26 protein-coding genes and 3 pseudogenes are annotated in these 24,764 nt (G+C 59.8%); 22 read left to right on the plus strand and 7 right to left on the minus strand.

The features are described 5' to 3' along the window. Positions 1–33: 33 nt before the first annotated feature. The 3 genes and pseudogenes from mobF to EWU68_RS13535 form a co-directional block, all read left to right on the plus strand. Entirely contained in the window at positions 34–5,262 is a 5,229-nt protein-coding gene (mobF, locus tag EWU68_RS10505; RefSeq protein WP_162421514.1) for a MobF family relaxase, read from the plus strand. A 161-nt stretch (positions 5,263–5,423) separates the two neighbouring features. Then, positions 5,424–5,780: a hypothetical protein gene (locus EWU68_RS10510; RefSeq protein ID WP_129316085.1), complete on the plus strand. Its 357-nt coding sequence runs from the start codon at positions 5,424–5,426 to the stop codon at positions 5,778–5,780. A 592-nt stretch (positions 5,781–6,372) separates the two neighbouring features. Further along, positions 6,373–6,894, plus strand: a pseudogene (locus EWU68_RS13535) (replication initiation protein); the annotation flags it as partial. Between the two features lie 579 nt (positions 6,895–7,473). On the opposite strand, the gene EWU68_RS13340 reads toward EWU68_RS13535, so the two are convergent. Continuing rightward, complete coding sequence (locus EWU68_RS13340) at positions 7,474–7,617, minus strand: hypothetical protein (protein WP_238692431.1); 144 nt, start codon at positions 7,615–7,617, stop codon at positions 7,474–7,476. A gap of 559 nt (positions 7,618–8,176) precedes the next feature. Here EWU68_RS13340 and EWU68_RS10520 point away from each other — a divergent pair. From EWU68_RS10520 to EWU68_RS13540, 3 genes are all read left to right on the plus strand, one after another. Then, positions 8,177–8,824, plus strand: coding sequence for an AAA family ATPase (locus EWU68_RS10520; RefSeq protein WP_162421516.1), 648 nt, complete (start codon positions 8,177–8,179; stop codon positions 8,822–8,824). 23 nt (positions 8,825–8,847) lie between these two features. Next, positions 8,848–9,141, plus strand: a complete 294-nt coding sequence (locus EWU68_RS10525) for a hypothetical protein (RefSeq protein ID WP_129316088.1) — start codon at positions 8,848–8,850, stop codon at positions 9,139–9,141. Between the two features lie 126 nt (positions 9,142–9,267). After that, complete coding sequence (locus tag EWU68_RS13540; RefSeq protein ID WP_420852881.1) at positions 9,268–9,603, plus strand: single-stranded DNA-binding protein; 336 nt, start codon at positions 9,268–9,270, stop codon at positions 9,601–9,603. On the opposite strand, the pseudogene EWU68_RS10535 reads toward EWU68_RS13540, so the two are convergent. Next, positions 9,540–10,178 (minus strand): annotated as a pseudogene (locus EWU68_RS10535) (ISL3 family transposase); the annotation flags it as partial. The gene EWU68_RS13540 and the pseudogene EWU68_RS10535 sit on opposite strands and share 64 nt — an antisense overlap. A gap of 321 nt (positions 10,179–10,499) precedes the next feature. Here EWU68_RS10535 and EWU68_RS10540 point away from each other — a divergent pair. Next, positions 10,500–11,081, plus strand: a complete 582-nt coding sequence (locus tag EWU68_RS10540; protein WP_156265583.1) for a hypothetical protein — start codon at positions 10,500–10,502, stop codon at positions 11,079–11,081. Between the two features lie 44 nt (positions 11,082–11,125). On the opposite strand, the gene EWU68_RS10545 is transcribed toward EWU68_RS10540, so the two are convergent. Continuing rightward, entirely contained in the window at positions 11,126–12,448 is a 1,323-nt protein-coding gene (locus tag EWU68_RS10545; RefSeq protein ID WP_129316090.1) for an ISL3 family transposase, read from the minus strand. A gap of 144 nt (positions 12,449–12,592) precedes the next feature. Here EWU68_RS10545 and cmtR point away from each other — a divergent pair, with 144 nt between their 5' ends. Together cmtR and EWU68_RS10555 are read left to right on the plus strand one after the other, a co-directional pair. Continuing rightward, positions 12,593–12,952 carry a Cd(II)/Pb(II)-sensing metalloregulatory transcriptional regulator CmtR gene (cmtR, locus tag EWU68_RS10550; protein ID WP_006590980.1) on the plus strand — a complete coding sequence of 120 codons (360 nt, stop codon included), beginning with the start codon at positions 12,593–12,595 and terminating at the stop codon, positions 12,950–12,952. Next, on the plus strand, positions 12,949–13,551 hold the full coding sequence (locus EWU68_RS10555) for a cadmium resistance transporter (protein WP_129316091.1): 603 nt from the start codon (positions 12,949–12,951) through the stop codon (positions 13,549–13,551). The genes cmtR and EWU68_RS10555 overlap by 4 nt, the downstream gene beginning before the upstream one ends. Positions 13,552–13,974: 423 nt before the next feature. Here EWU68_RS10555 and EWU68_RS10560 read toward each other — a convergent pair whose 3' ends face one another. Then, the gene (locus EWU68_RS10560; RefSeq protein WP_129316092.1) at positions 13,975–14,298 is read right to left on the minus strand and encodes an ArsR/SmtB family transcription factor; all 324 of its coding nucleotides are present in this window, start codon (positions 14,296–14,298) and stop codon (positions 13,975–13,977) included. Between the two features lie 75 nt (positions 14,299–14,373). Here EWU68_RS10560 and EWU68_RS10565 point away from each other — a divergent pair, with 75 nt between their 5' ends. The 4 genes from EWU68_RS10565 (at position 14,374) to EWU68_RS10580 (ending at position 18,204) form a co-directional block, all read left to right on the plus strand. Continuing rightward, entirely contained in the window at positions 14,374–15,669 is a 1,296-nt protein-coding gene (locus EWU68_RS10565) for an NAD(P)-binding domain-containing protein (protein ID WP_238692432.1), read from the plus strand. Continuing rightward, positions 15,666–16,730, plus strand: coding sequence for an ACR3 family arsenite efflux transporter (arsB, locus tag EWU68_RS10570; protein ID WP_129316093.1), 1,065 nt, complete (start codon positions 15,666–15,668; stop codon positions 16,728–16,730). Before EWU68_RS10565 ends, arsB begins: the two co-directional genes overlap by 4 nt. 144 nt (positions 16,731–16,874) lie before the next feature. Beyond that, a complete protein-coding gene (locus EWU68_RS10575) occupies positions 16,875–17,441 on the plus strand; it encodes a recombinase family protein (RefSeq protein WP_129316094.1) in 567 nt (188 codons plus the stop codon). A 295-nt stretch (positions 17,442–17,736) separates the two neighbouring features. Next, positions 17,737–18,204, plus strand: a complete 468-nt coding sequence (locus EWU68_RS10580) for a hypothetical protein (RefSeq protein WP_129316095.1) — start codon at positions 17,737–17,739, stop codon at positions 18,202–18,204. Between the two features lie 152 nt (positions 18,205–18,356). On the opposite strand, the gene EWU68_RS13545 is transcribed toward EWU68_RS10580, so the two are convergent. The 3 genes from EWU68_RS13545 to EWU68_RS10595 form a co-directional block, all read right to left on the minus strand. Beyond that, a complete protein-coding gene (locus EWU68_RS13545) occupies positions 18,357–18,731 on the minus strand; it encodes a DUF4190 domain-containing protein (protein ID WP_129316096.1) in 375 nt (124 codons plus the stop codon). Between the two features lie 159 nt (positions 18,732–18,890). Then, entirely contained in the window at positions 18,891–19,784 is an 894-nt protein-coding gene (locus EWU68_RS10590; protein ID WP_129316097.1) for an alpha/beta fold hydrolase, read from the minus strand. Between the two features lie 637 nt (positions 19,785–20,421). Further along, positions 20,422–20,856 carry an Hsp20/alpha crystallin family protein gene (locus tag EWU68_RS10595; protein ID WP_129316098.1) on the minus strand — a complete coding sequence of 145 codons (435 nt, stop codon included), beginning with the start codon at positions 20,854–20,856 and terminating at the stop codon, positions 20,422–20,424. 139 nt (positions 20,857–20,995) lie between these two features. Here EWU68_RS10595 and EWU68_RS10600 point away from each other — a divergent pair, with 139 nt between their 5' ends. From EWU68_RS10600 to EWU68_RS10630, 9 genes and pseudogenes are all read left to right on the plus strand, one after another. Next, the gene (locus EWU68_RS10600; RefSeq protein WP_129316099.1) at positions 20,996–21,292 is read left to right on the plus strand and encodes a MerR family transcriptional regulator; all 297 of its coding nucleotides are present in this window, start codon (positions 20,996–20,998) and stop codon (positions 21,290–21,292) included. Further along, on the plus strand, positions 21,289–21,414 hold the full coding sequence (locus EWU68_RS13450; RefSeq protein WP_274542748.1) for a hypothetical protein: 126 nt from the start codon (positions 21,289–21,291) through the stop codon (positions 21,412–21,414). The genes EWU68_RS10600 and EWU68_RS13450 overlap by 4 nt, the downstream gene beginning before the upstream one ends. An 85-nt stretch (positions 21,415–21,499) precedes the next feature. Next, positions 21,500–21,652: a hypothetical protein gene (locus EWU68_RS13065; protein WP_156265585.1), complete on the plus strand. Its 153-nt coding sequence runs from the start codon at positions 21,500–21,502 to the stop codon at positions 21,650–21,652. A 30-nt stretch (positions 21,653–21,682) separates the two neighbouring features. Further along, positions 21,683–22,129: a hypothetical protein gene (locus EWU68_RS10605; RefSeq protein ID WP_129316100.1), complete on the plus strand. Its 447-nt coding sequence runs from the start codon at positions 21,683–21,685 to the stop codon at positions 22,127–22,129. Between the two features lie 86 nt (positions 22,130–22,215). Then, the gene (locus EWU68_RS10610) at positions 22,216–22,551 is read left to right on the plus strand and encodes a histone-like nucleoid-structuring protein Lsr2 (RefSeq protein WP_129316101.1); all 336 of its coding nucleotides are present in this window, start codon (positions 22,216–22,218) and stop codon (positions 22,549–22,551) included. Positions 22,552–22,954: 403 nt separating this feature from the next. Further along, entirely contained in the window at positions 22,955–23,347 is a 393-nt protein-coding gene (locus EWU68_RS10615; RefSeq protein ID WP_129316102.1) for a hypothetical protein, read from the plus strand. A 97-nt stretch (positions 23,348–23,444) separates the two neighbouring features. Further along, complete coding sequence (locus tag EWU68_RS10620; protein WP_129316103.1) at positions 23,445–23,717, plus strand: hypothetical protein; 273 nt, start codon at positions 23,445–23,447, stop codon at positions 23,715–23,717. Positions 23,718–23,905: 188 nt separating this feature from the next. Beyond that, entirely contained in the window at positions 23,906–24,184 is a 279-nt protein-coding gene (locus tag EWU68_RS10625) for a hypothetical protein (RefSeq protein WP_129316104.1), read from the plus strand. A gap of 296 nt (positions 24,185–24,480) precedes the next feature. Then, positions 24,481–24,764: pseudogene (locus EWU68_RS10630) on the plus strand (polysaccharide deacetylase family protein); the annotation flags it as partial.

A 24,764-nucleotide genomic window follows, 5' to 3' on the forward strand; every position in this document is an offset into this window, starting at 1 on the left:
ATGATCGCCGGATTCTCGGCTACTGTTGGGGTCATGATGACCGTGCACAAGCTCTCCACCGGGGACGGGCACCTCTACTACACCAACGAGGTGGCCTCCGGGGATCAGTTGCGTGCAGCAGACCGTGAGCTTGGTGATTATTACCAGGTCACGGGTATGCCTCCGGGTCAGTGGATTGGGTCAGGGACCGAGCATTTCGGCCTGTCCGGGCAAGCCGTGACCGAGGAACAAATGGATGCACTGTTCGGATCCGGATATACACCATTGGACCCGGAAAAGCTCGCAGAACACCGCGCGGAGACCTACCGGAGAGCATACGAATCCAAGCGAGCGCACTACGCCTCACAAGCTCTTGAAGGCTTGAAGACATACCGCAACGGTGGCAGTGAGTCGCAGATCGTGAGCTCCCTCGGGATCCACCGTTCCACGCTCTACCGCATGGTCTCCAGACACGAAGCCAACGGCAACCTGGAACGCGCTGACCAGGCGATCGCCGCGGGCGATGACCACCTCTTCCTGGACAATTACGTCATGTCGAAAGCCGAAGAACGCTCAGCAACCAGTGCAGCAAAATCGGCTGTTGCTGATGGAAACGACGACTGGAAGGAAGCCACACGTCTGGGCAAAAAGCCTGGCGAATACGACCAAGAACCGGTCAACGACTTCACGCGTGAGCTGGACGAGCAGTATCGTCGTCACTTCAAAACCAAGGACGCTCCCCCGAATGCTGAGGAGCGCAAGGAGATTCGCAATCGTGTGGCAGGAGAGCAGTTCCGCCAGTTGCACGGCCGCGACGGGTCGGCGGTGGAGATCGCCGCCTACATCGCCAACAATTCGAAGCCCCGGCAGCAGTCGGTGGCAGGTTTCGACCATGTTTTTACTCCCACGAAGTCAGTCTCGATGGCTTGGGGGCTCGGTGATGAGAGTCTGCGAACCGGGATCGAATCAGCACATGAGGCAGCGATCAACGACGTGATCGACTACCTCGATGAACACGCTATTTACGCCCGCCGTGGTCAGCACGGCCGCGAACAAATCGACACCGACAAGGGACTGGTGGCCACCAAATTCCGGCACTATGACTCCCGGTCCGGGGATCCGAATCTGCACGATCATCTTGTGATCGCCAACCGGGTCAAAGGCGCGGACGGGAAGTGGTCCACTCTGGACGGGCGGTTGCTCTACCAGCATGGTGTGGCCGCGTCCGAGCTGTACAACGCCCGGATCATGCACCACATCAACACCAAGTTGGGGCTCGAGTTCACCCCTACTGAGGTTCGTGGGAAGAGGATTTGGGAGCTGGCCGGGATCAGTCGTGACGACGTATCCAAGTTCTCCGCACGGTCGGTTTCGATCAAGGAAGCACTCGATACGGTCGAGGCTGAGTTCATTGAACGCCACGGTCACGCCCCGACCCCGGCGCAGCGGAACAAACTCGCCCAACAAGCCACCCTGGCAACCCGACCCGAGAAGAACGGCCCGCATTCACTCGAAGAACTGAACCAGCAATGGGCCACCAAAGCCAAGACAGTCACTCCTGATTTGCCGCTCGGTGAGAACCTGCACGCACACCTGAAACAGGCATCCACGCAACGCGCCGGAGAGGTCTCGGTCCAGGTGGCCGAGTCGTTGGCAATGACACCTCAGGAACACGTCAACGCCATCATGGACCGGCTGGAATCAACCCGCTCGACGTGGCGCGTCTCGAACATCAACGCCGAGGCGACCCGGTATTTCACCGACATCATGGGCGGCCACCCCGTAGACACAGACCTCAAGCAGCAGGTCGTTGAGCAGGTCATCGACACGTCCGTGTCGATGACACCGGCCCTGAATGTTCCCTTGCCCCAGGGCCGAGAGTTCACCCGCTCAGATGGCACCAGCATCTACCTTCCGGCCAACCGCGAGGTGTTCACTTCCGAGGCGATTATCGCCAACGAGGCCTACTTGGTCGACGCGGCCGTCTCGCGTCAGGTCATCCCCGCGGCCTCTGCCGAGGCTTTCGACACCGCCCTCGAAACCGCTCAACAGGCAGCCCGAGACAACGGCTACGAGATCGACGCGGGCCAACAAAACCTGGCACGTGAACTGGCGACCAGTGACAAACTGGTCGCCTTCGGCATCGGCCCGGCCGGTGCCGGAAAGACCACCGCCTCGAAGATCATGGTCAACACCTGGACCACCGAGGGTGCCACGGTCCACGGGCTGGCCCCGACCGCCGTCGCCGCCGACGTGCTGGGCAAAGACGCAGGAATCACCGCGACCACCATTGATTCCTTCCTGACCACAGACTCCCCCACCGCGGCCGCCATCCGCCCCGGCGATGTGTTCTTGGTCGATGAAGTAGGCATGGTCTCCACCCCGAAGCTGGCCGAACTCGTCTCCCTGGCTGAGGCGCGCGGGGCTGTTGTGCGTGGTATCGGTGACGACCAGCAGCTCGGTGCCATCGGTGCTGGTGGTGCGCTGCGGTTGATTGATCGGGAAGCCGGTTGCACGAGGTTGGATCAGGTCCACCGCTTCCGCAACCCGGAGAACCCGTCCGAAGCAAACCTGGAGGAAGCAGCAGCTTCCCTGGCCTTACGCGAACCACCAGAACGGGGACCGGATAAGCCCTTCGACTGGTACCTCGAGAACAACCGTGTCCAGGCCGGTGGGCACGAGACCATGGTCCAAGCCGTTTTCGCTGACTGGGTGACCGATACCGAGGCCGGGAAGCTGTCGTTGATGATGGCCCCGACCAACACCACCGTCGCCGAGCTCAACGAACTCGCCCAGGCACGCGCTATCCGCACCGGTGCCGTGGACCCGTCCAGGACAGTCACGACCCACAACGACGTCACTATCCATCCCGGTGATCGGGTGCTGACCCGCAACAACAACCACAGGCTCGGCCTCAACGGAGGCAAGGATTTCGTCAAGAACGGCGACTTGTGGAACGTCCTCGATACCCACGACGACGGCCGTTTGACCGTCCAGCACGGGAACCACCACGGCAAAATCACCTTGCCGTCCAGCTACGTCAGCGAATGGGTCGAACTCGGGTATGCCTCGACCATCAACCGGGCCCAGGGTGCCACGGTCGATGTAGCACGAGCGGTCGTCGACCAGAACACCGAACGCTCTGATGCCTACGTCGCTTTGTCGCGAGGAAAATACGCCAACCACGCCTATGTCGAAACCGGCCCGGAGATGCCCCGTGACCAGGTGCTCGAGAACATCAGCCAGGCCTACGAGACGAATCTCTCCGTCCACGAACTGGCCTCCCGTGCTCGAGCCGAGAACAGGAACCCTGCCGAGCGGATCGACCTCTACAACAACTTGAGCGTCCACGCCTCGGAGAAGGCGATGGAGCATGTAACCGGGGAAGCACTCGGCGTGACGCGTGCGAACGAGCTCAAGGCCAACGACGGTTGGGGTGCGTTGGCTCATGAATTGGCCGATGCCACCGAACACGGCCTGGACCCGGCCGCATTGATCAAGACCGCTCACGATGCCCGCGGCTTCGATGACGCCGACGACGAGGCGGCCGTGCTGCACTACCGGATCAAGAACCTACGAGCCCGGCATGAGAACATCCGGGATGCCCACGCCGGGCGGCCGCTGGCGAACATCACCGATGACCACCTGGACCGGCTCATCGAAACCGCCAAGGCCAGTACGGACACCGACTCGAAACGGGACCAGCTCGAAGACCCCCACTGGGATCAGCGCGAATTCGGCATGGTACCGACTGACCAGCTCAACCGAAGGCGCACCGGGTTGGCCGAGACCATGCGTGATGACGACAAACAGGAGTACCGCTGGTTGATGGCAGAAATGGACGCGGAAGTATCGCGCCGTCGGTGGTCCTCCCCCGCTCAAAAACAGTTTGAGGAAATCGCCCGCGGGGAAAGGCCCCGCTCCGGACACAACTTCACCATCCAGAACGCCTTGGTTCAGGAAAAGGAACTCCGCGGCTCACTGCTGCCCACCACGGACCAGCACGAGAAAGCACCAGGCGAGAGTCTGACGCACGGCGTATCGGAGCATACTGCCTCGACGTTCTGGATGAACCATGAACACACACCCCAGGATTTCCGGTCCATTCTGGAGGCCCACCACCAGGACATCGGCGAGCTGACCGTGTTGCGTGGGAAACAGATCGCGGCCGAGAAACCTGCCTGGGCCGAGGCCCTGGGCGAAGTACCGGCCAACCGGAAGAACGCCGCCCAGTGGCACCGCGTCGCCGGTGAGGTCGATGCCTACCGTGCGAAGTACAACATCCCCGACTCCGAGCAACGCCCGATCCCGAAGCAGCACGCCCGCTCCGAAGAAGGCGCGTATCTGCAAGCTCAGGTGACCGAGGTCCACAAACGCGGGGCACTGTCCAACCGGACCGGACACAGTCAAGGCCAGAACCACGTTGTGGCCGAAGAAGCCGCCATCACCCGATCGGCAGCCGAGACACCGACCGAGGCCGAAACCAAGATCGGCACCCAACCCGATGCCGCTGAGAAGAAGTGGGAAGAGGCCCTGATGGACATGGATACCCAATGGGATGAGGTCATCACAGCATGGCAGCAGGAAGAAACCGCACGCACCGAACACGAAACGGCCGAAGAGCACGTCGAGGAAGCCCGGCAACGGGTCCAGGAAGAAAAAGACAAGCTCGATACCATCGCCGAGGACCTGCAAGGCCAGGTCACCCGCGACTACGCCCCGGTTGCCCGTGCCGAACAAGGTCTGGAAGAAGCGAACTTCTTTACCCGTGGCTCCCGGACCAAGGACCTGGAAGAAGAACGCGAGAAATTCAAGACCAAGTACGGTTTCGATGATCCCGACGCGGCCTACAACCAGGACTGGCTCGAGAAGGACGATACCTACTCCGCGCAGAAGACCACCCTGGCTGAAGCCGACGAGGCACTGGAGACCGCCCACCAGCGGGCTCAAGAGACCGGGCAGGCGCTAGAGACCGCCCACCAGTCCACCCAAGAGGCCTATGATTCCTACGCCGAGGTCAGGGAAGAGAACCCGGCCACGCGTGTCGCGAGACCGGGTATGGACGGAGAGGTTAATCAGGACAAGCTCGACCGGCAGCGAAACCAGGACATGACCCGGCTACAAATGGGGACTCGTCCAACGGATGCCATGCGGAACAACCGAAGCCTTGTCCAGTCCGCTCAGGCCCGGGCTAAAACCGCCAATCCATCCACCAGGACCAATGCGGCGCGTCCGGCAGCTTTGCAAGATGAGGCCAAGCAGTCTCAGTCCCGAAAACTGTGAGGGCAGCATCCACATGAGAACACAGTAGGGGCGTCGCCGTCAGAAGACAGCGACGGCGCCCCTACGGCGGTAGTTTTTCAGTCTTGGTCCTCCGGTGGTTGTGTTCGGGCAACCTCGTCTGTGCCTCGACGGATGGCACACGGTACTCCGGCGGTGAACTCATGGGTAGCTACCGAGACACCGAAGAAACCCTCGTATATCAGCCGCAGACGTTTTCCGTCATTGAACGCGACAACGGGTTCGCCGGGAACATGCCGATCGTGGACACGAACAAGCTGATCGCCACGGCGCAGCAGATCACCATCCAATTCTTCGACCGGTGTCCCTTCCGGAGGGGCAGGCACCTTATCTCCCGTATTCTCAAAATCGCCCTCCCGCCGAGGCACTTCGGCTTTGGGCAGGTAGCACCCGTCCACCGGGAAACAGGAACCCATCGAGACGCCGCACAGCGGCGTGGTAGGAATCCCCCGGCCCCTCAGGGCGGGGAGGATGTCAAAGTCTCGCCCCTCGCCAGATAAATGGCTCAGAGGTACAACTGTGCCTGCCCACGGTCCAAAACCCACGACACAGTTCAGCCCTGCGCTCCAGCGACACTCAACGACGAGGTGGAACTTTCAGGACTCGCAGGGAAAACCTGACCTTGCAACATGAGCCCTGAACCCATCCATTTATATCCGTCTCACCTGATAAAGGGCATGTCGGCAACACGGCAGCAGAGAACCTAGCACACGTTGTCCACTCTTTGGTACGGTGAATGCATGAAATTAACACAGCAGGCACGGAACGCGAACGGGCAAGGCAGGAAACCTGCAATGCACGTTAGCTTCGATCCTGATGTGCGAGACGCCTTGAGTGAGCTAGCAGCCGAGGCAGGGGCGACAAAGGCCCGGTACCTCAGTTTTCTGATAGCTCGGGAAAAAGGCCTGCCTGGGCATGACCTGCCCAACACGAAGAAGACCACTTAAATGCGAAGTGGCCCTCCCTAGTAAGGGAGGACCACTTCTTCTTATAAGACTCTGAATCCCGCTCTAGTTTGGCGACCTGACGGGATTCTGGTGATCAACAAGGAGCCGATCTATATGTTGCAACCCCCGCCAAGGGAGGCGCGCTATGTCTAGTGTAGCAACCTCCACCGCCATTAGCACCCCTCGCAGGCGAGTCTGGTTCACCACGCCAGACACGTGCTCCACACTCCCCGAGCAGATCGGGGCATCAAAGGAGCAGTCCCTCCCCGAGGCTGCGTACCAACAGCAGCGGTTGCGGGACCACCATCGGATCAGACGCTTCGACGCAGGCCACAGCAAGACTCGCTGTTTCCGCACCTCAGGCGATCCCCGCCAATACCCATTCATCCAGATCAACGGAACAGACTGGAAAAATTTCATCGTGGTCGATGTTGATCGTTCTGATGCCTACGAACGGTTGCTCTACCCCGGCGTCCCGAGACCAGACTGGATCATCACCAATCCATCTACCGGCCATGCCCAAGCTGGTTGGGCGATCGACAGCGTTTATGTCGGCAACAAATCCACACTAGGCCCAGCCCTGTTTTACAGGGCCGTGGCCACTGCCCTGACAAACGCCGTCGGCGGCGATCACAACTTCACCGGCCACATCGTTCGCAATCCCTTCGCCGAGTCCCCGAGTGGGCCGGTTGAATACTCCTCCCGGACTGCCCCTTGGCGGCTCGGTGAGCTGAAATCTCACCTGACGACCTGGACCGACCCCGTCCTCGCAGCCTTGGGATACCAGGACGAACAACCCCAAATGTGGAACCCTGTGCCCGCCGGCCGTGCCTGCGCCCGGGTGGAACATGCCCTCACCGACCACGTTGGAGACCACTCCCTTGGCCGGAACTGCCATATCTTCTATACGACCCGGATCCGGCTCTGGAAACTACACAGCCGCGGAGAACGTATTGAAAACCACGCGCATGCCATCGCTCACCAGATCAATAGCCAGCTACCGAGGCCATTGAGTGACCGCGAGGTCAACGGAATCGCCGCTTCCGCGATTCGGCAGGTCCACCGTGGCAGAGGCCGCCCCCGTGCTGCCGCTGCAGAGGAACCCAACGCTTATCTGGCAGCATTGGGCCGCCGAGGCGGCCGTGCCCGGACACTCCCGAAAATTAACGCCGTGACTGCGAATCTGGTAGCCGCGCGAGAGGAACGATCTCGTCGATGCAATGAACGCAGAAAAGAGGCCCTCCGCCTACGCCGTCAAGGAGAAGTCGCCGAAGCCATAGCTAAGGCCCTCGGGTGTCACCTCCGAACGATCCGGCGCTACTTCCAGCAAGAGGCCGCCCGTATCCAAGCTCTCCTGCTGGATCGCGCCCTCCACAGGGGTGACACTCACAAAGCATCAGGTGTTAAGGGCGTCCCCCGCGGGCTCCCATTGGGAACCCTTGTCCACTGGCTCGACCACCACTGCGCTAGTCTGAGAGACGCTCAGGCCTCCACGATGCGATCTCCGGCAAATCCATCACCAGCTCAGCTACGGTGTCATGACTTCTCCCCTGGCTAGATGACACTTCAACATCGGGGCCCTTGTCCCCCGATGCCCTAAACCACCCTTCCGCATCGGCTCCACACACCACTGTCGGTTCCCCGGTTCCGTTACGGAGAGGGATGACAAAGCAATTCGGGCTTGCGGGAATGTAGTGCCATCAGTTTCCCATCATCTCGTCTGCTTTACAGACCCACCCACGTGTCCCTCCGAAGGAAAGCAGGCATCATCCGATGCGGTAGTGAACAAGCGGCTAGACCCCCCGAACTGTTTGCAACAGCATGACGAAGCAAACGGTGCGGGAGAAGGATAAAACCGCATAGCATAATATAATATTATGCCGTTCTGTATTGCATCACGTCATGCGATTCTATACGGTATGGAGTAATACAATATGGAAGGAGTACTGATGGCGGTCATTACCATTGCCAACGTCAAAGGCGGATGCATGAAGTCCACCTCGGCCATCAATCTCGCGGTGGAACTGCATCACCGTGATTACCGTGTGCTGCTCATTGATGCAGACAGTTCAGTGAAATCAGTCTCGCGTTGGGAGCAAGACCGCCAGGAGACGGGCCAGGACACCATCCCAGTCTTGGAAAAGACCGGGAACCTTGCCAAACAGTTGAAAGCCCTCAGTCACGATTACGACGCCGTAATCGTCGATGTCCCTGGTTTCGACTCCACCGAGATGCGGACCGCGCTCCTGGCCTCCGACGTGGTGCTGGTTCCGGTCTTCCCGTCCCAGTTCGACGTGGACACCACAACCACAGAGATGCGTCATGTCCTGGATCAGGCCGAAGAGTTCAACCCTGACCTGAAGGAGCTGGTCATCCTGACCAAGGTCGATACTCACCCCTTCGGTGATGAAGCTTCCAGCGCGCGAGAGATCCTGACACGTCATTTTCCTCTGGCCACCACGGAGCTCCATGAAAGGAAGATTTACCGAACTACGGCAGCTGACGGTAGCTCAGTCATCGAAGCTGGTTCCTCGAAAGCTCGGACCGAATTCCGATCATTGACCGATGAACTGCTCCCGCACCTGACTATTAACTAAGACCACTCGCGAAAGGATCAAAGATGCGCGACCGAACGACGAAAGACCAACGCCTCGATGACTACATCGAAGGCGCCCAAGGTGGAGCAAAGCGCAGGACTCGGCAGATGCCGACCGAGGCGACCGAACGCCTCGAGGGACGCTTCAAGACCGGGCGGAGATACAACATCCTTAACATCATGGGTAACGAATCCGTGAAAGAACTGCTCGATCATGCGGCCCAGCAGGAAGACTGCCGACCCCAGGACATCGTCCGCCGCTATCTGCTGGTCACCCTCGAAGATAAATATGGCGACGACGTTCCCTATACCGCATAATGCCGCATAACACCGCACCATACAACATCAGCCTGTTTCATACGGTTCCATATCATATCATTCCATATACTGTATGGAATTGATGCAGAGGAGTACTGATAAGCAACGAGATCCCCCCCCCTGACGATCGTCGGCAACCTCACCAAAGATCCAGAACTGAGATACCGGCCAGGTGGGGGAGAGGCAGTTCTGCGCTTTACGGTGGCTTCCGCCCCACGCTACTACTCCAAGGCCGAACGGGAGTACGTCGATGGAGAGACGACGTTCATGCCGTGTTGGATCACCTCCCGCGGCAGCGAAGCCGCCAACGGATATCTTGAGCGGCTCGCGGAGACCTTCCGCCGAGGGGATCATGTGATTGTCGTCGGTGATCTGGTCACCCAGGCCAAAGAGGCTCTTCACAATTCGGGGTGTAGGTGTGGTCTGAATCCGCCGGCTTCGAGGAGTGCGCGGGCGATGTAGTTGGTGAGGTTGCGGAAGCCGAGGGCCAGGCCACGCAGGTGCTCGAGGCGACCGTTCACGGCTTCGGTAGGTCCGTTGCTCGTGCGCGGCCGGTCGAAGTAGGCCAGGACGTCGCAGGCGCGTCTGGTCAGGGTGCGGCCGAGCTTGCGCAGTTCTACCAACGCCTCAGGCACACTGTCGGCGAGGGCGTCGATCACGGAGCTCATCTCGACGCGGCCGGCTGCCCGGTCGGGGTGACGGTAGGCGGAGATCATGCGCTGGTAGATCCCCCAGGTGCACTCGACTTGCACGTGCCGGTCCCCAGCGAAGAGCTTGTCAAGGCGCTCGTGCTGGCGGTCGGTGAGCAGGTCAGCCCCGGTGTGCAGGGTCCGCCGCGCGGTGTAGAGCGGGTCGCCCTTGCGTCCGCGGTGTCCGTGCAGTTCCTGCTGGACTCGGCGGCGGCACTCATCGAGAGCGTCCCCGGCCAACCGGATGACGTGGAAGGGATCCATAACCGTGACGGCGTCCGGCAGCTCCTCGGTGGTGGCGGTCTTGAAGCCCGCGAACCCATCCATGGCGACCGCAGCGATCACGGCGGGCGAACCCGGCGAGTGACGCTACGTGCGGGACAACAGGTCTCACCGATGAGCTGAGGTGGTCGGCCCCGACGGGCGTGGCGCCACCGGTGCTCAGCCCAGATGTCTCATTGAGATATCGCCCGTCGGTCAGACCCGACTTGGCTCAGGTTAGCTTTGGATCGACCTGGGCTTCGTGTTCCAGCCCTTCGTCCGCTCCCTGATCTGCTGCCACGAGCGACCGTACCGCACGCGGCCCAATGACTGCTAAGGTCTGCCTGTCAAGGGAGGATCATGAGTTCTTTGGCTTTTCGTTTTTGCACCCTCATCGGCTCGCTCACCGTGATCGGGATCATCCTCTGGATCGACCTCACAACGAGCATCTGGCAGGACTATGCGATCATTTCCGGTCTCGCCGGTGGACTCGTGACGTTCCTGCTCACTGCGCTCGTCGTGGATAGAGTCGTGGCGCGTTCGACCCATGAGAGGTGGGCACCGGTGACCAGGATTGCTCTCGGTGATCTACGACGAATGCTCACGGCGGACATCCCTGAGGTCACGACCGGAATGCGACGGCTCCCGACCCCGGAAACCGCGCAAAGCTCACTTGCAGATCTTCGCGAGGCAGCCTCGGATGAGCGAGATCGCGTCGCTGCTGTGCTCGGCAGATGGTCTTCGTTTCTCGCGGCGAGTGCTGACGTTGTCGACGTCATGGACGCGATCGCCGAGCTTGCCGAGAAACTCGATGTCATCGACGTATTGGCTACCTCGACGCAACACGGGAGCACTGAAAGTGATATCACCCAACTACGCGCGGAGATCGATGACTACCATGCTGCATGCCAAAACTTGATCCGACGAATCGACGATGCCCTCGACACATACAAATTCTCTCGCAGAAGACGCACATCTGTCAGGCCGTAATGGTCGGCCTTTCTATCACGGCGAAACATGACAGGTTATGAGGCTCATCCGAATCGAGGGTGTAGTTGCGGTCTGAATCCTCCGGTTTCGAGCAGCGATCTGGCGATGTAGTTCGTCAGGTTCCTGAAGCCGAGGGCGGAGCCTCGGAGGTGTTCGAGCCTGCCGTTGAGTGCCTCGGTCGGGCCGTTGCTGGTGCTGGGACGGTCGAAGTAGGCCAGCACGTCGGCGGCGCGCTTCTTCAAGGTCCGGCCGAGCGTGGTCAGCTCGGTCAGCGGCTTTGGGACGCCGGCGCTGAGGTCGGCGATGAGCTTGGCCATCAGTTCCCGGCCACGGCGGCGGTCCTGATGTCGGTAGGCGGCGATCATGCGCTGGTAGATGCCCCAGGTCGCTTCGACCTCGACGTGACCGTCGTCGGCGAACAGCGCCTTGAGCCGGTCGGCTTGGCGGTCGGTGAGAAGGTCGGCGCCGGTGGCCAGGGTGCGTCGGCACTTGTAGAGCGGGTCGTCCTTGCGGCCGCGGTGGCCGTGGATCGCGAGCTGGACCCGGCGCCGGCACTGGTCCAGGGCATCGCCAGCGAGCCGGACGACGTGGAAGGGATCCATGACCGCGACCGCTTCGGGGACCTCCTCGGCTGCGGCGGTCTTGAAGCCGGTGAACCCGTCCATCGCGACCACCTCCACAGCCTCACGCCAGGCTGCGGGCCGGTCGGCGAGCCAGGTCTTGAACGCGGACTTCGAGCGGCCCTCGACCATGTCGAGCAGCCTGGCTGGGCCGGTGCCGTCACGCACCGGGGTGAGGTCGATGATCACGGTGACGTACTTGTCCCCGCGGCGGGTGTGGCGCCACACGTGCTCGTCGACCCCGATCACGGCGACGCCGTCGAACCGGGCCGGATCGTTGATCAACATGCGCTTGCCCTCGGCGAGGACTGCGTTGTTGGCGGTGTCCCAAGCGACCCCGAGCCCTTCGGCGACGCGGGCCACCGTCAGGTGCTGGACCACGATCCCGGCCAGCGCCCACCTCAGCCCGCCGCGCGAGAGCTTGGCCCGCGGTTCAGCCGCCGCGGTGGTGTCTTGGCGCCACACGTGTCCGCATTCGCGGCACCGGTAGCGACGCACCGCGACCTCGAGTGTGGTGGGACGCCAGCCGAGCGACTCGTGCGCGAGCCGCCGGATCACGGTGTCACGTGCCAGACCCTCTCCGCCGCAGTCGTGGCACCAGCGGTCGGGCTCGACGACCCGACAGGATAGAACCGCGCGATCGGGCTCGAGGCGCTGCCCGATCACCGACAGGCCGAGGCCGTCGAGTCGGGCGAAGATGGTCAGGTCAGGCCGGCCGAAGCCGGCCGGCGGGGTAGCGTCGGGCACGTCGAGGTCTTCCAGATGTCAGGCGTCAGAACCTTCATCTTCGGAAGACCTCGACCCCTACCCGGGGACCGACCCCCTTACGGGCATGCGATCTGGGCTGACGCCTGTGACCGAGTATTCAGTTCGCGCTGTATAGTTCATTCCATGCTGACTATTGCTTCGCGTCTCGACGTGATGAACCGCCTGGGTCGTGCACTGGCCGACCCCACTCGATCCCGGATCATCTTGACCCTGCTCGACCATCCCGCTTACCCGGCGGAACTGGCCCGAGATCTGGACCTGACACGCCCGAACGTGTCCAACCACCTGGCATGCCTGCGCGATTGCGGGATCGTCGTCTCCGAGCCCGAGGGTCGTCGGACACGATATGAGATCGCCGATTCGCACCTGGCGCAGGCGCTGACGGCACTGGTCGATGCCACCCTGGCAGTGGACGAAGACGCCCCGTGCATCGATCCCGCCTGCTCGCTTCCCGGATGCGACGCAGCTGGGGAGGGCGCATGATCCTCACCTCGGTCTTGCAGGCGATGGGCCTGTTCGCAGCGACCAACATCGACGACATCATCGTGCTTTCCCTCTTCTTCGCGCGAGGGGCAGGCCAGCGCGGCACTACCGCCCGCATTCTGGCCGGCCAGTACCTCGGATTCGCCGGCATCCTCGGTGCCGCGGTCCTGGTGACCATCGGCGCCGGAGCATTCCTGCCCTCGGCAGCCATCCCGTACTTCGGTCTCATCCCACTGGGCCTCGGCCTCTGGGCCGCATGGCAGGCCTGGCGCGGAGACGATGACGACGATGACGACGAGGCCAAGGTTGCCGGCAAGAAGGTCGGCGTGTGGACAGTCGCAGGCGTCACCCTTGCCAACGGCGGCGACAACATCGGCGTCTACACCCCTGTCTTCCTCAGCGTGGAACCTCTCGCAGTAGTCGCCTACTGCATCGTCTTCCTCGCGCTCGTCGCGGTCCTGGTGGCCCTGGCAAAGTTCGTCGCCACCCGCTCCCCGATCGCCGAAGTGCTCGAACGCTGGGAGCACATCCTCTTCCCCATCGTTCTCATCGGCCTCGGCATCGTGATCCTCGTCAGCGGCGGAGCCTTCGGACTCTGACGTAGCGGCAGCGATCCAAACGGCCCCGACCGGGCGCACCCCTCTCGGTTCAGACCGCGACACCTACCTGCAGCCAGTCCTGCGTGATCGCGGCAACAAGACCGCCACGGAGCGCTGCAAAAACCCCGCCACCAAGCGAACGAAGCCACAGCCCTATGGTCACCCGCGAAGCGACACAACACCCGAACCTTAAAGCCCTGGGGACGACGCTGTTCATCATCGTAGGCCCGGCCGCCGTTATAGGGCTCGGGCACCAGGTGTAGCACAATTCATCAACCGACGGTAAACTTGCACATATAGAACATGCACCGAATTAAGCACGGAACGCGGCGAAGAACGATCCACAGAATTCCGGCCTTCGTGTAGTAGAACCCTCGTCGAAGCGGAGAGCGGTGCAGGATCGACCCGGTGTCACGCCTCTATTTACCTGATGATGCTGATCGCATCTATTTCGGTGTCTCTGACGGCGCAATAATGAACCCAGGTCCCCTTGCGCGCGGCCGTCACTAAGCCTGATTCTCTGAGTTTGCGCAGGTGGTGGGAGACGGTGGCCTGGGAAACCTCCTGGTCTGGCAGGTCGCAGACGCAAACATCCCCAGGCCATGCCGCCCGGATTGCCAGATACAAGCGCAATCGAACCGGGTCTGCTAATGCCTTGAAAATTTCGGCAGCCTCCCGGATCCGATCTTCTGTGGCGGGGATATTGGACGGAGGACGGGGTGGCGGTGGAGTTGGTAAGGCGGACATACTCCTAGTTTGACAACTATCGAATCACGAGGCAACAATCGCTATATCGATATGCATCAAAGTAGGAGGCGTTCTGTGCAATCACCCACCGCGGACTTGCCGGTCATCGTTCTGGGGGCTGGCCCCATTGGTCTGACGTGCGCGGCTGAATTACGTGGCCGAGACCAGGCCGTTCTAGTGCTTGAAAAATCGGACCGCGTTGCCGAAAGCGTGCGCCAGTGGGGGCATGTACGTATGTTCTCCCCCTGGAGCGAGCTCGTCTCGGCGGCTGTGGCCAGGCAACTGGGATCGGATTGGACCATGCCCAAAGAGTCTGTGTATCCGACTGGTCGGCAATGGGTTAGCGATTATCTGGAACCACTGGGTCAAGCCCTATCCCCGTGGATCCGCTTCGACCGACGCGTTGTCGGAGTCGCCCGCCTGGATCGGGACCTCGTCGTTGAATCAGGTCGGTCCGAACAGCCCTATGTAGTGCACACCTATCGGCCTGACGGAACAATCGAGCGGGTTCTGGCCCGCGCGGTCGTAGATGCGACCGGAACGTGGCAACGGCCGAACCCGCTCGGCTCCGAAGGCTACCCGGTCACCGGGGAAAACTACCATGCCGACCAGATCGTTCACACGATGCCGGATCCTACTGATGCCACCTGGTCCGGGCAAAAGGTAGCGGTCCTCGGTTCTGGAGCTTCGGCGTTGACTTCACTGGTGGCATTGACTCGTCAGGGCCCCAATGCTTCGGCATCGGTGCTGTGGGTGTTGCGACGAGGTTCTGCCGATCAGGCCCTCGGGGGTGGGGAGAACGATGAGTTGCCCGCTCGGGCAGCGCTGGGGGATAAGGTGCGTCGCGCGGTTGCCGACGGCAGGATTACGGTCGTGACTCGTTTCAGGGCTGCTGAAGTACGCTCGGGTTCTGCGGGCACAGTGGGCCTGGTTTCTTCGAACGGTGAGGTGGTCGAAGGGCTCGACCGTATTGTATGTGCAACCGGGTTCCGTCCGGACTTGTCGTTTCTCTCCGAAGTCCGACTGGATTTAGACCACCAACTGGAAGCTCCCGCCGGCATTGCCGGAGACATCGACCCCAATTGGCACTCGTGTGGGTCAGTGCCTGCCCACGGGTATCAAGCCTTGGAGCAACCAGATATGGGTTTGTTTATCGCCGGGATCAAGTCCTACGGCCGGGCCCCCTCATTTCTGGCGATGATTGGTTTCGAACAAGTCCGCTCTATCGCTGCATACCTGGCAGGAGACCTTCAGGCTGCCAGAAGCCTTCAATTAGATGTCCCGGAGACTGGAGTGTGCGGAGGATCTGGAGATTTCGATGCGCAGTCAGGGCCCTGCTGTAGCACTTCCGACGGGAAGGCCATTGCGTGAGGAATGATGCAACGGCGGCTTCGCAACTGTCTGTCCTGGATCGGTTCTTGCCGGTGTGGATCATCCTGGCCATGCTGGTCGGACTCGGTGTGGGGCGACTTGCCCCCGGTCTAGGCTCTGCCTTATCTGCAATCGAGATCCAAGGAGTATCTCTGCCGATCGCGCTGGGGCTTTTGGTGATGATGTACCCGGTGCTAGCCAAAGTTCGCTACGACCGGCTCGGTCACGTTACTTCGGATAAGCGTCTGTTGGTGTCATCTTTGATCCTGAACTGGGTGGTTGGCCCAGCGGTGATGTTCATACTGGCGTGGGTGTTTTTGCCGGATCTTCCGGCCTACCGGACCGGGTTGATCATTGTCGGTTTGGCTCGTTGTATTGCCATGGTCATCATCTGGAACGATCTCGCCTGTGGCGATCGAGAAGCAGCCGCGGTATTAGTCGCTATCAACTCCATCTTCCAAGTCATTGCCTTCGCCGGTCTGGGCTGGTTTTACCTCGATTTTCTCCCTGGATGGCTCGGGCTGTCGCAGGCCCGCCTTGAAGTCTCTGCGGCTAGTATCGCCGGGTCCGTTCTGATATTCCTGGGAATTCCTCTAGCCGCCGGGTTCTTCTCCAGACGTTTTGGCCAACGCCATTGGGGCCGGCAAGCCTACGAAACATCTTTTCTGCCGAAAATCGGTCCGCTGGCCTTGTACGGTCTACTGTTTACCATCGTGATCCTTTTTGCTCTCCAAGGTGACCGGATCACCCGCCAACCGGCAGATGTCGCACGTATAGCCGTGCCTCTGCTGGCATATTTCGCGATCATGTGGGGTGTTGGATACCTGACGGGCAGGTCCCTGCGATTTTCCTATCAACGCACCACGACGCTGGCGTTCACCGCCGCGGGGAACAACTTCGAACTGGCTATCGCTGTCTCCATCGCGACTTTCGGCGTATCCAGCGGTCAGGCCTTGGCTGGAGTGATCGGTCCCCTGATTGAGGTACCTGTCCTCATCGGACTGGTTTATATATCCCTCGCCCTGCGACGTCGATACCCCCACCAGGAAGTCCCCACATGACCGATTGCCGGTCCCTCACTGGGACACCTGACGAAGGCTCCGGGTTAGGTCGAGTGATCGCTAGTTCCCGCGGTTGTCAGATTCCCATAAGCCCCGCCCGAATTAAAGCCCGGTGAAGGTGGGTCAAACGGTACAGTTGTTGACATGTTGATCGGTTACGCGCGAGTCTCGACGACTGAACAAGACCTCACCGCCCAAAAGGACGGTCTGGCACGACTCGGTGTGGCCGAGCCAGACGTGTACGTCGACCACGGGCTGACCGGCACTAACCGGTCACGCCCAGGACTCAGGGAAGCGATGGCAGCCGTCCGTGCCGGAGACACCCTTGTGGTGACCAAGCTGGACCGCTTAGCTCGATCGTTGCCGGACGCCCGTGACCTCGCTGCCGAACTGACGACCAAAGGGGTAACCCTCAATATCGGTGGCAGTGTTTATGATCCTGAGGACCCGATTGGTCGGTTGTTGTTCAATGTGCTGGGTATGGTTGCCGAGTTCGAAGCCGACCTGATCCGCATGCGCACCCGTGAGGGCATGGCTGTAGCTAAGACCAAGGGCAGGCTGCGGGGCAAGAAGCCGAAGTTGTCTGTTTCGCAGGAGAAGCATCTGGTCTCTCTGTATCGGGGTGGTGAGCATACGACGGCCGAGATTGCTGAGTTATTCGGGGTGGCCCGATCAACGGTATATCGTGCCGTGCAACGCGCTGGAGCATGATCGGAAAACATGCCCCCCCTCTCATCGAGGTCTGAGTGTGCGATCCGCTGAAGGCAGGGGGTCATAAGAGATGAGGCCCCCTGCCGAACCACAAAACAGGGGACCCCACCGTGTCTAGCCTTGTCAGCGAACAAGGAAATCTGGCTAGACAGCAGTTACTCTAGCCATAGGAGTAAGTTCCCAGTAGGGGCTCCTCCATTCTCGGGGGTTCTGGAGGTTTCCTCATCCGAGGTACCAACAACTGTCGAAGACTTACTTGTCCGAGCGGCTGCGGTCATCACGAAGGAAGGTGTGGATGGAATCTGGGAAATCGCGCCCCAAAGACCATCACGCCCAGCTGTTTATACTCTTAGTGATTGTCGTGATCGTAGCCATCATCCTCGTGCACGGCTCCGCCCGATGGGGCAGGGCACATCTCATCCAGGAGTCTATGGATGAAACTGGCGTGGGTGAAGTCAGTACTGGATGTGGGGTCGATCTTCTTGGCGGAGGATCCTGGAATCCGGGCGAGAAAGTGCACATCGTCATCGACTGCGATGACGGTCCGACCTATAACGACCACCTCACCCCCGGTAATAATGGAGCGGTTTCCTTCGAACGCCCCAAACGGTCCGCGGCCCGTGAACTCGGTTTGATCAGCCTCAACGCTGATGACACCGGAAGATGGAACCTGGCCCGCGCCGATAATAAGAAGACATGTACCACCGGCGGCCACTTCGGTCCTCACAAAGCTACCGCCTCGTGTGTGCTCGTGGACCCCTGAGATGGCCAGCACAGGGGAAAAGAGGCGCCTCCGCTGGACGGGTGGACTAGTTAGGATGGACGCCGGTTGCTTTGTCGGGCCATTCATGCCTTCTCTCGCCTGAAAGTGAGATGAAGGATCAACTATCTAGTGAATGATAAGCTTTACTACGACTAGTAGCTACCTTCAGTGCTGACACTTCCAATTAGGCTGCCGAGTATGCCGAATCCAGCAATCGTAAGGGACGCCCAGAAAGCAACAATAACTCCCGATAGGACAATACCAGTGATGGCCATCCCGCGGCCGGCGGGCTCTTTTCGGAGACCAACTATGCCAAAGATGAGACCGATAATTGGGAGAATGATAGTCCACCCCATTAGGATATTTACCAACCCGATGACCATAGATGCAATTGACATCCCCTTTGGCTGCGACGGAGCCTGTACTAGGGTCATGTGACTAGGGAAGGTGCTCTGTGACTGGTTCTGGCTATGCTGTGGGGTGAAGCCCTGTGTCTGATGCTGTGTCGAGTCGTTTTGATTTTCCATGAGAACATCCTTTCAGAATTTACTTGACCAGGTGTAGGTCATGTAATATTCGTCCGTATAACCTGGGTATTTTAGAATTATACCTCTAATGAAAACCAATCCACAGAGCCCCATGGGGTCACTTCAAGCTCACGCACTATCCTATTCTCATCCTTGATGTTACTCCAGTAAACTATCCGTAATGGTTTCCATCACGTACTGGTAATGGACGGTTCCTGAAGTGATCAACGATCCATGGGTGTCCCCGTACAGCAGGTCCAATCGACCGTTCCCGCCTGCCTGGAGCAGTGCTTGTATGTATCGCTGGGAATTCTGCCAGGACACCGTGGTATCGGCTGTGCCATGAACAGCGACCACGGGGATGCTGGGGTCGATGTTTTGGATGGGGTCGACATCCTCGTATCTGCTCGCTGCGGTGAGGGGAGTCCCGCCTACGGCATTGACCATGTCGAGGTCGGAGAGGTTGGTTGCGTTGGTCATGTCCAGTGGACCGGACAGGGCCACGATCCGGTCAGGTTTAAACGATGGGTACTTGCCTAGCTGGTGTTCGGGGTGCGCTGTTTGGGATCCTGCCCACGTAGCAAGTTGGGCTCCGGCGCTATGGCCGACGACTTCGGTCTTGCCGGATAGTTCAGGGGTCTGATCAACGATATCGGGGATATGGCCCAGCGCGGATGCCACATCGGTAAACGTTGTGGGCCAGCCACCGCCGGAGCCGACACGGCGGTACTCGATGTTATACACCGCTACACCGCGGCCGACGAGGTCTTGTGCAAAATAGCTGAAGTCTCCGGCTCCAATCGATCGGTGCCAAGCACCTCCATGAATGAGCACCACCAAGGGCACGGAATCAGCCTTATGGACACCGGCAGGAAGATATAGATCGCCCCAGTTCTGCGATGCATCCCCGTTGCCTGCAACCGGATATGGAACTCTGCTGATCTCCGGGCCGGATCGTTGTGATACCGGGGCTTGTGCTTGGGCCAGAGAGGACTCATCGATGGATAGAGGCTTTCGTTCCGCACCCGGAGCCGAGCCCGAGCACGAAGCCATCAGTAGGCAAGTTATCGAAGCGATACCAGTAAGGGCAAGGCGAGGCAACTGGGATCGTTTGAGGCTGGTACCACCCGACACGGACGCGCTCCTATAACAACATTCGAACTGACAGGACAGCTAACTACGTGGTTAGAGCCCACGAACTGTAGCTACGATACAGTACACAATGTTTTGTCCCCGCGTTGTGACCACAGGCTGTGATTCCACTCCACCCTGAAGGGTGGAGTGCTCTCACGACGCCCGATAGACAAAATAGGGCACGGGCCCCCTCGACGAAGGGGCCCATGCCTGAGTAAAGGAGGAATCGATAGATTGAGGCTCAATTATACGGAGGGGAGCGTTGATCGGCCACAGGCTGTTCAGGCGGGCGACTTCGACAGCCTGCCCTGAATCGAGACGAACTCATCGCAGTCTTTGCTGGTGCAGGCCCGGTGACCGTCAAACCGGTGGCAATCGGCCGAAACAGCAACGATCGGCAAGTCCCTGCCGGGTCGCCCAGGCCTTCAAGCTCGCGCAACTGTTGATCAGCCAGGACGATCTGCCAGAACTGCCTCTCCACAGATACCTGACCGATGTGGGTATCGCAGGTAGCGTCTCTGACCAGCACGACCCATCACCTCATATCTGCTTGAAACTATGCGTTGATAGCGGTCTGGTTCTGTCCTGCACCGGGGTGGACTGCAACTTTGCGTGGTTTAGCCTGCTCAGCAACAGGAATCGTCAACGACAGCACACCGTTCTGATAAGTGGCCTGAATCCTCGAGGTATCCAAGCCTTGGCCCAGGCTCAATTGACGGCGGAAGACCCCTCGAGGCCTCTCTGCGGTGGTCAACTCCCGGGAATCATCCGGCCCATCTCGTCGTGCTTCGACCGTGAGAATATTCTGTTCGACATCGACGTCAATGGACTCTGCGCTGACCCCTGGCAGATCCAGCTCAATGTGGAACTGGTCCTCATCTCGCCAAGCATCCATCGGCATCATCGTCGGATGCGCCAGGGTTCCTTGCGACCCGAAAAACTGCTGTGAAAGGCGTTCCAGATCACGGAATGGATCGGTGCGCAACAGCATCTGTCATCACCTTCCTCAAACAAGTAGCACGTGTTCTTTCCAGTGATCTCAGACAACCTTGAATCTATGTCATCTGATGTAGATAATGTCTATCACCAGATGTTGACTGTGGCAAGCTCCCTCTAGACAAGGAGTCCTTATGGCAGGAAGCGCTACGGGTCCGCCGGCCCACCAGGGCATCTATGGGATATCAGTGGCGGCGGAACTGACCGGTGCGGGAATCCAGACTCTGCGCATGTATGAGCAGCGCGGACTGCTTGACCCGCAACGAACCAGTGGTGGTACGCGTCGTTACAGTCGACAGGATCTGGCCCGGGTCCACCGCATCACCGTTTTGTTAGAAGAGGGACTGAACTTGGCCGGGGTGAGCCAGGTCATGGACCTTGAAGATGAGAACGAACAGTTAAAGCAAGCTCTCAAGGAGGCGCGATCATGAACTCGCAGGCGAAGAACCCACACTACGAAGCTCCTGAATACGACTACCCGGTTGTTGATGATCTGCCGGTGAATCGGCCCTCGGGAACGATCTGGCAGAACATGATTGACGACATCTTCTAGCCCAGGGGATTCCTGGGCTAACGCGACTGCACCCGCACGTATGGTCGGGCAGGGCTTGAACATCCTTGCCGGAGAAGGAGCAACGATGGCAGAGACTAACAAAGACTTCGCGGAGCTGAAGGAGGCCATCGAGTCGATGCAAGCTCAGATCATTACTTTGGAGCAGCGTCTCGTGGTGACCGAGCAGTCCATTGCGCAGATCGAAGACGCTATAGAAGCTCTCAGCGTCGACCCGTGACCGTGCCGCCTCTTCGCGGAGGGGCTTGTCATGAGGCTTGAGAGAACAGGGATTGTACAGAGAGGAGTGCTCTTGTCTGTTCTGAGACCAGAACAACAGTATGCCGGCACACCGACTTCTTCCCTGCTGCGGATTATCAGGGCAGAGGCCCTGACCACGGCCCAGACTCACGCCAGAACAGCTGTCTGCTCCGAGATCATCAGTGATACCTGCATCGTCATCGCCGGGGAACTATTCTACCGGCATGGTGCATGGATGGCCGCTGAGGCTTTATACACGTATTGGGTTGAGTACAACCAGCACCTAGGCCAGCACGGAGCCCACTCAGTGGCTGACGAAGAATTCTCTACGGTGATCGGGCCCCTGTTGGGTGTCCGGCTTGTGGACCACCAGGTCTGCGCGATCCTCGACGAGTTGCATCGGCTTCAACATCCAGATTCAGCCCGGAGGACTGATGACACGCTCCTCTGCACCTGAGATCCAGTCGAGCTATCGAGTTAAGGTAGTCGCAAGTTGCAAAGCCGACCTGCATTCAGCGTTGGCCTACCCTTGAGGAGTATCCCATGGCCCGTCACGTTGAAGTTCGCCTTACCGATGATCTGGATGGGACCGAAGCTGCCGAGACCGTCCGCTTCAGTCTTGAAGGCAAAAACTACGAAATCGACCTCTCTGCGGACAACGCCGCTTGGTTGCGTTCGACGCTGCAGCCGTTTATTGCCGTTGCCCGTCGAAACACCCAGCGCAATGCCGGCAAGTCGGGGAAGAGGTCTCCCCGCCGGAATCCGGAAACAGCCAAAATTCGACGGTGGGCGCGGGATAACGGTTACACGGTGGCCAACCACGGAAGCATCAACGCCGAGGTGAAGGACGCATACTACGCGGCCAACCCCAAGAACTAGCCCATTCCTCCAGCGGCCATGACCCATCCGGATCCACAGTATGCAACGAGCAGAACATCCGACTGTCTGGACTTCGAGGGTCACCAGTCCCATGAGGCTCCCCAACGGTGGGAGACGCCCCTCTTATGCAACTGCCCACCCCGTGACAGCGGCGCAGTCGTGGATCCTAAGCAGCGCCTGAATCAATGAAAGAGACACGGATACGCAGATGAGCATAGCCAGACGATCTGTCATTCCCCTCCTGGCGCTACTGACACTGATGAGCACCGGGTGTCACCGGGGCAACGAAGCTACCAATAGCACCGCGTCACCATCGAGCTTGTCAGCCCACACAGCTGAACAAGCGCTGGAGAAGTGTCCTAATCCGGATGAAGCGGTCCGCGCTGATGCCACCTCTGTGGCCGTGACCTACGAAAACATCGCCTACTGCTGGGACTCCACCAAGGACCCGAGCGCTCAAGCAGCAACGACCCGAGCCCTGGCCCTGGCTTCTGGCCCCTGGAAAGATACGCAGGCGGAAGCAAAGCCGCCCAATGCCTTCCAGGAACAATTCGACACCGCCGCGCACTTCAACGGGGTCACCGACGTGACAGTATCCCCGGCCGGCGACGGTATGGACGCTGGCACCGACGCCGAGACAACCCAACGAACGGTAGACATCACCTGGACATGGGTAGGTGATGACGGGCAGAAAGCACCAGGCGGGAGAGCCCAAGATATCGTGTATCTGGAAAAGAACGCCGGTCAATGGGAAGTCATAGCCACAGAAAACACCCACATGCGAACCAACGAATAGTCCCGAGCAGAGAACCGTAAGATGGAAGGTTGTCGTGTTTTGTCGAAAGCGAGTCTCGAAACCACAGGTTCGCCCTCGACCGGAACTAGCAGTGTTGATGGTCTTTCCGCATGAATACCCAGCGCTCGAAGACGACGCACAGCGCCTCGACCCTGGCTACGTGATCAGCCAGGCACAGCGGCTGGAGGAGACACGAGTGAGCCTGGAACAGCGCTTCATCAGGACTCGTTCGGAGAGCAAAGCCGAAGCTCTGGAGGAAGAACTCCGTGATGTCGAATTCAGATTGCACTGGCTGCTGTTGGTTCGTCGAGAGCAACGGGGAGACCTGCCTCGGGTCAGTTTCCCGTCCCCGTTGCCTCCTCCCGACTGAGCCCTTATCTGCTGCATTCTGTGGCTCAGCCCCGGTCGGCTCCAGAACGGGGGGGTAGCGGATCCTGTGGTGGCTCTGGGTGGAATATCCTCATCACGAGACGCCAAGAAGGGGTAGAACAAGCTTCGCAACGCGAGGAGATCGTTCTTTGCGCTTTCTCAGGCCGATGGAGATCAAGGAGAGAGACGATGGGCAGTTACGACAATGCATGGGTCATCGATGCTTTAGGGGAAGCAGCCGATGAATTGGCGGAGCTGATGGACCAATATGAGCAGCAAATCCGGCAGCTGGAGATCCTACGGGAGTATCTCCAAGACAGGTCAGATGCCGACCCGGTTCTATGTACCGTCGCAGACAAGGGAATCGCAGAGACCCTGGGCTACCTCCATCGAGGCGAAAATGGCATGAGACTAGCCTCGAAGCGCATCGTGCGGCTTCAGGATCAGGCCGAAGGCGACTGGCAGTAAGCCACCAACACACCGTTATCGGAAAGACCCCAGCACTGCTGATGGAGCCGGCAGAGGCTCTCAACGTCCTGCGCCTTCGATGGCCTCAGTTTCCACGACGTTGTGCGCGGTCGGTGACCCGGTGGCGTTGGATTCCCGCGGGTTCTGCTCCAAGCCGTACTGGGCCACCGCGGTGGTTCGGTGGTGAAGTGGCGCTCTCGCACGTACTCTTGGTATATAAATCTGTATCACCCTGGGTGAGCCTCCAATGGGCTCATGCCTGTACCGCCCTGGTTTAGCTCCGAGGAGAATTGCTTGTGAAGATCAGCCGCCGGACCGCCGTCATCTCCGCATCAACGTTCGCAGGTGCCGCAATACTGACCGCGTGCGGGTCCAAGGATTCCGAACCCGCCAATGATGCTTCGCCCTCCGCCTCGTCGGGTGCCTCGGGTTCGGCCTCGGGGTCTGCGTCGTCGTCGGCGTCTCCGCAGGGTCCTTTGGTCACCTGGGCCGATAACACCATGGTCTCGCACCTGTTCTTCCACTCCCTGGTCGCGGACCCGAAACGAGCCTTCGACGGCGACGACGAGGCCAAGGGCTA

The organism is Rothia koreensis (assembly GCF_004136575.1).
GTDB lineage: Bacteria > Actinomycetota > Actinomycetes > Actinomycetales > Micrococcaceae > Rothia > Rothia koreensis.

What these genes read in the sequence shown, in the direction of transcription:
- mobF (WP_162421514.1), top strand. Translation starts at nt 34, where the DNA reads ATGATGACCGTGCACAAGCTCTCCACCGGGGACGGGCACCTCTACTAC.
- EWU68_RS10610 (WP_129316101.1), top strand. Translation starts at nt 22,216, where the DNA reads ATGGCCCGTCACGTTGAAGTTCGCCTTACCGATGATCTGGATGGGACC.
- EWU68_RS10605 (WP_129316100.1), top strand. Translation starts at nt 21,683, where the DNA reads ATGAGGCTTGAGAGAACAGGGATTGTACAGAGAGGAGTGCTCTTGTCT.
- EWU68_RS10510 (WP_129316085.1), top strand. Translation starts at nt 5,424, where the DNA reads ATGGGTAGCTACCGAGACACCGAAGAAACCCTCGTATATCAGCCGCAG.
- EWU68_RS10560 (WP_129316092.1), bottom strand. Translation starts at nt 14,298, where the DNA reads ATGTCCGCCTTACCAACTCCACCGCCACCCCGTCCTCCGTCCAATATC.
- EWU68_RS13065 (WP_156265585.1), top strand. Translation starts at nt 21,500, where the DNA reads ATGGCAGAGACTAACAAAGACTTCGCGGAGCTGAAGGAGGCCATCGAG.
- EWU68_RS10625 (WP_129316104.1), top strand. Translation starts at nt 23,906, where the DNA reads ATGGGCAGTTACGACAATGCATGGGTCATCGATGCTTTAGGGGAAGCA.
- EWU68_RS10600 (WP_129316099.1), top strand. Translation starts at nt 20,996, where the DNA reads ATGGCAGGAAGCGCTACGGGTCCGCCGGCCCACCAGGGCATCTATGGG.
- EWU68_RS13450 (WP_274542748.1), top strand. Translation starts at nt 21,289, where the DNA reads ATGAACTCGCAGGCGAAGAACCCACACTACGAAGCTCCTGAATACGAC.
- EWU68_RS10590 (WP_129316097.1), bottom strand. Translation starts at nt 19,784, where the DNA reads ATGGCTTCGTGCTCGGGCTCGGCTCCGGGTGCGGAACGAAAGCCTCTA.
- EWU68_RS10520 (WP_162421516.1), top strand. Translation starts at nt 8,177, where the DNA reads ATGGCGGTCATTACCATTGCCAACGTCAAAGGCGGATGCATGAAGTCC.
- EWU68_RS10575 (WP_129316094.1), top strand. Translation starts at nt 16,875, where the DNA reads ATGTTGATCGGTTACGCGCGAGTCTCGACGACTGAACAAGACCTCACC.
- EWU68_RS10620 (WP_129316103.1), top strand. Translation starts at nt 23,445, where the DNA reads ATGGTCTTTCCGCATGAATACCCAGCGCTCGAAGACGACGCACAGCGC.
- EWU68_RS10555 (WP_129316091.1), top strand. Translation starts at nt 12,949, where the DNA reads ATGATCCTCACCTCGGTCTTGCAGGCGATGGGCCTGTTCGCAGCGACC.
- cmtR (WP_006590980.1), top strand. Translation starts at nt 12,593, where the DNA reads ATGCTGACTATTGCTTCGCGTCTCGACGTGATGAACCGCCTGGGTCGT.
- EWU68_RS10595 (WP_129316098.1), bottom strand. Translation starts at nt 20,856, where the DNA reads ATGCTGTTGCGCACCGATCCATTCCGTGATCTGGAACGCCTTTCACAG.
- EWU68_RS10580 (WP_129316095.1), top strand. Translation starts at nt 17,737, where the DNA reads ATGGAATCTGGGAAATCGCGCCCCAAAGACCATCACGCCCAGCTGTTT.
- EWU68_RS10525 (WP_129316088.1), top strand. Translation starts at nt 8,848, where the DNA reads ATGCGCGACCGAACGACGAAAGACCAACGCCTCGATGACTACATCGAA.
- EWU68_RS13545 (WP_129316096.1), bottom strand. Translation starts at nt 18,731, where the DNA reads ATGGAAAATCAAAACGACTCGACACAGCATCAGACACAGGGCTTCACC.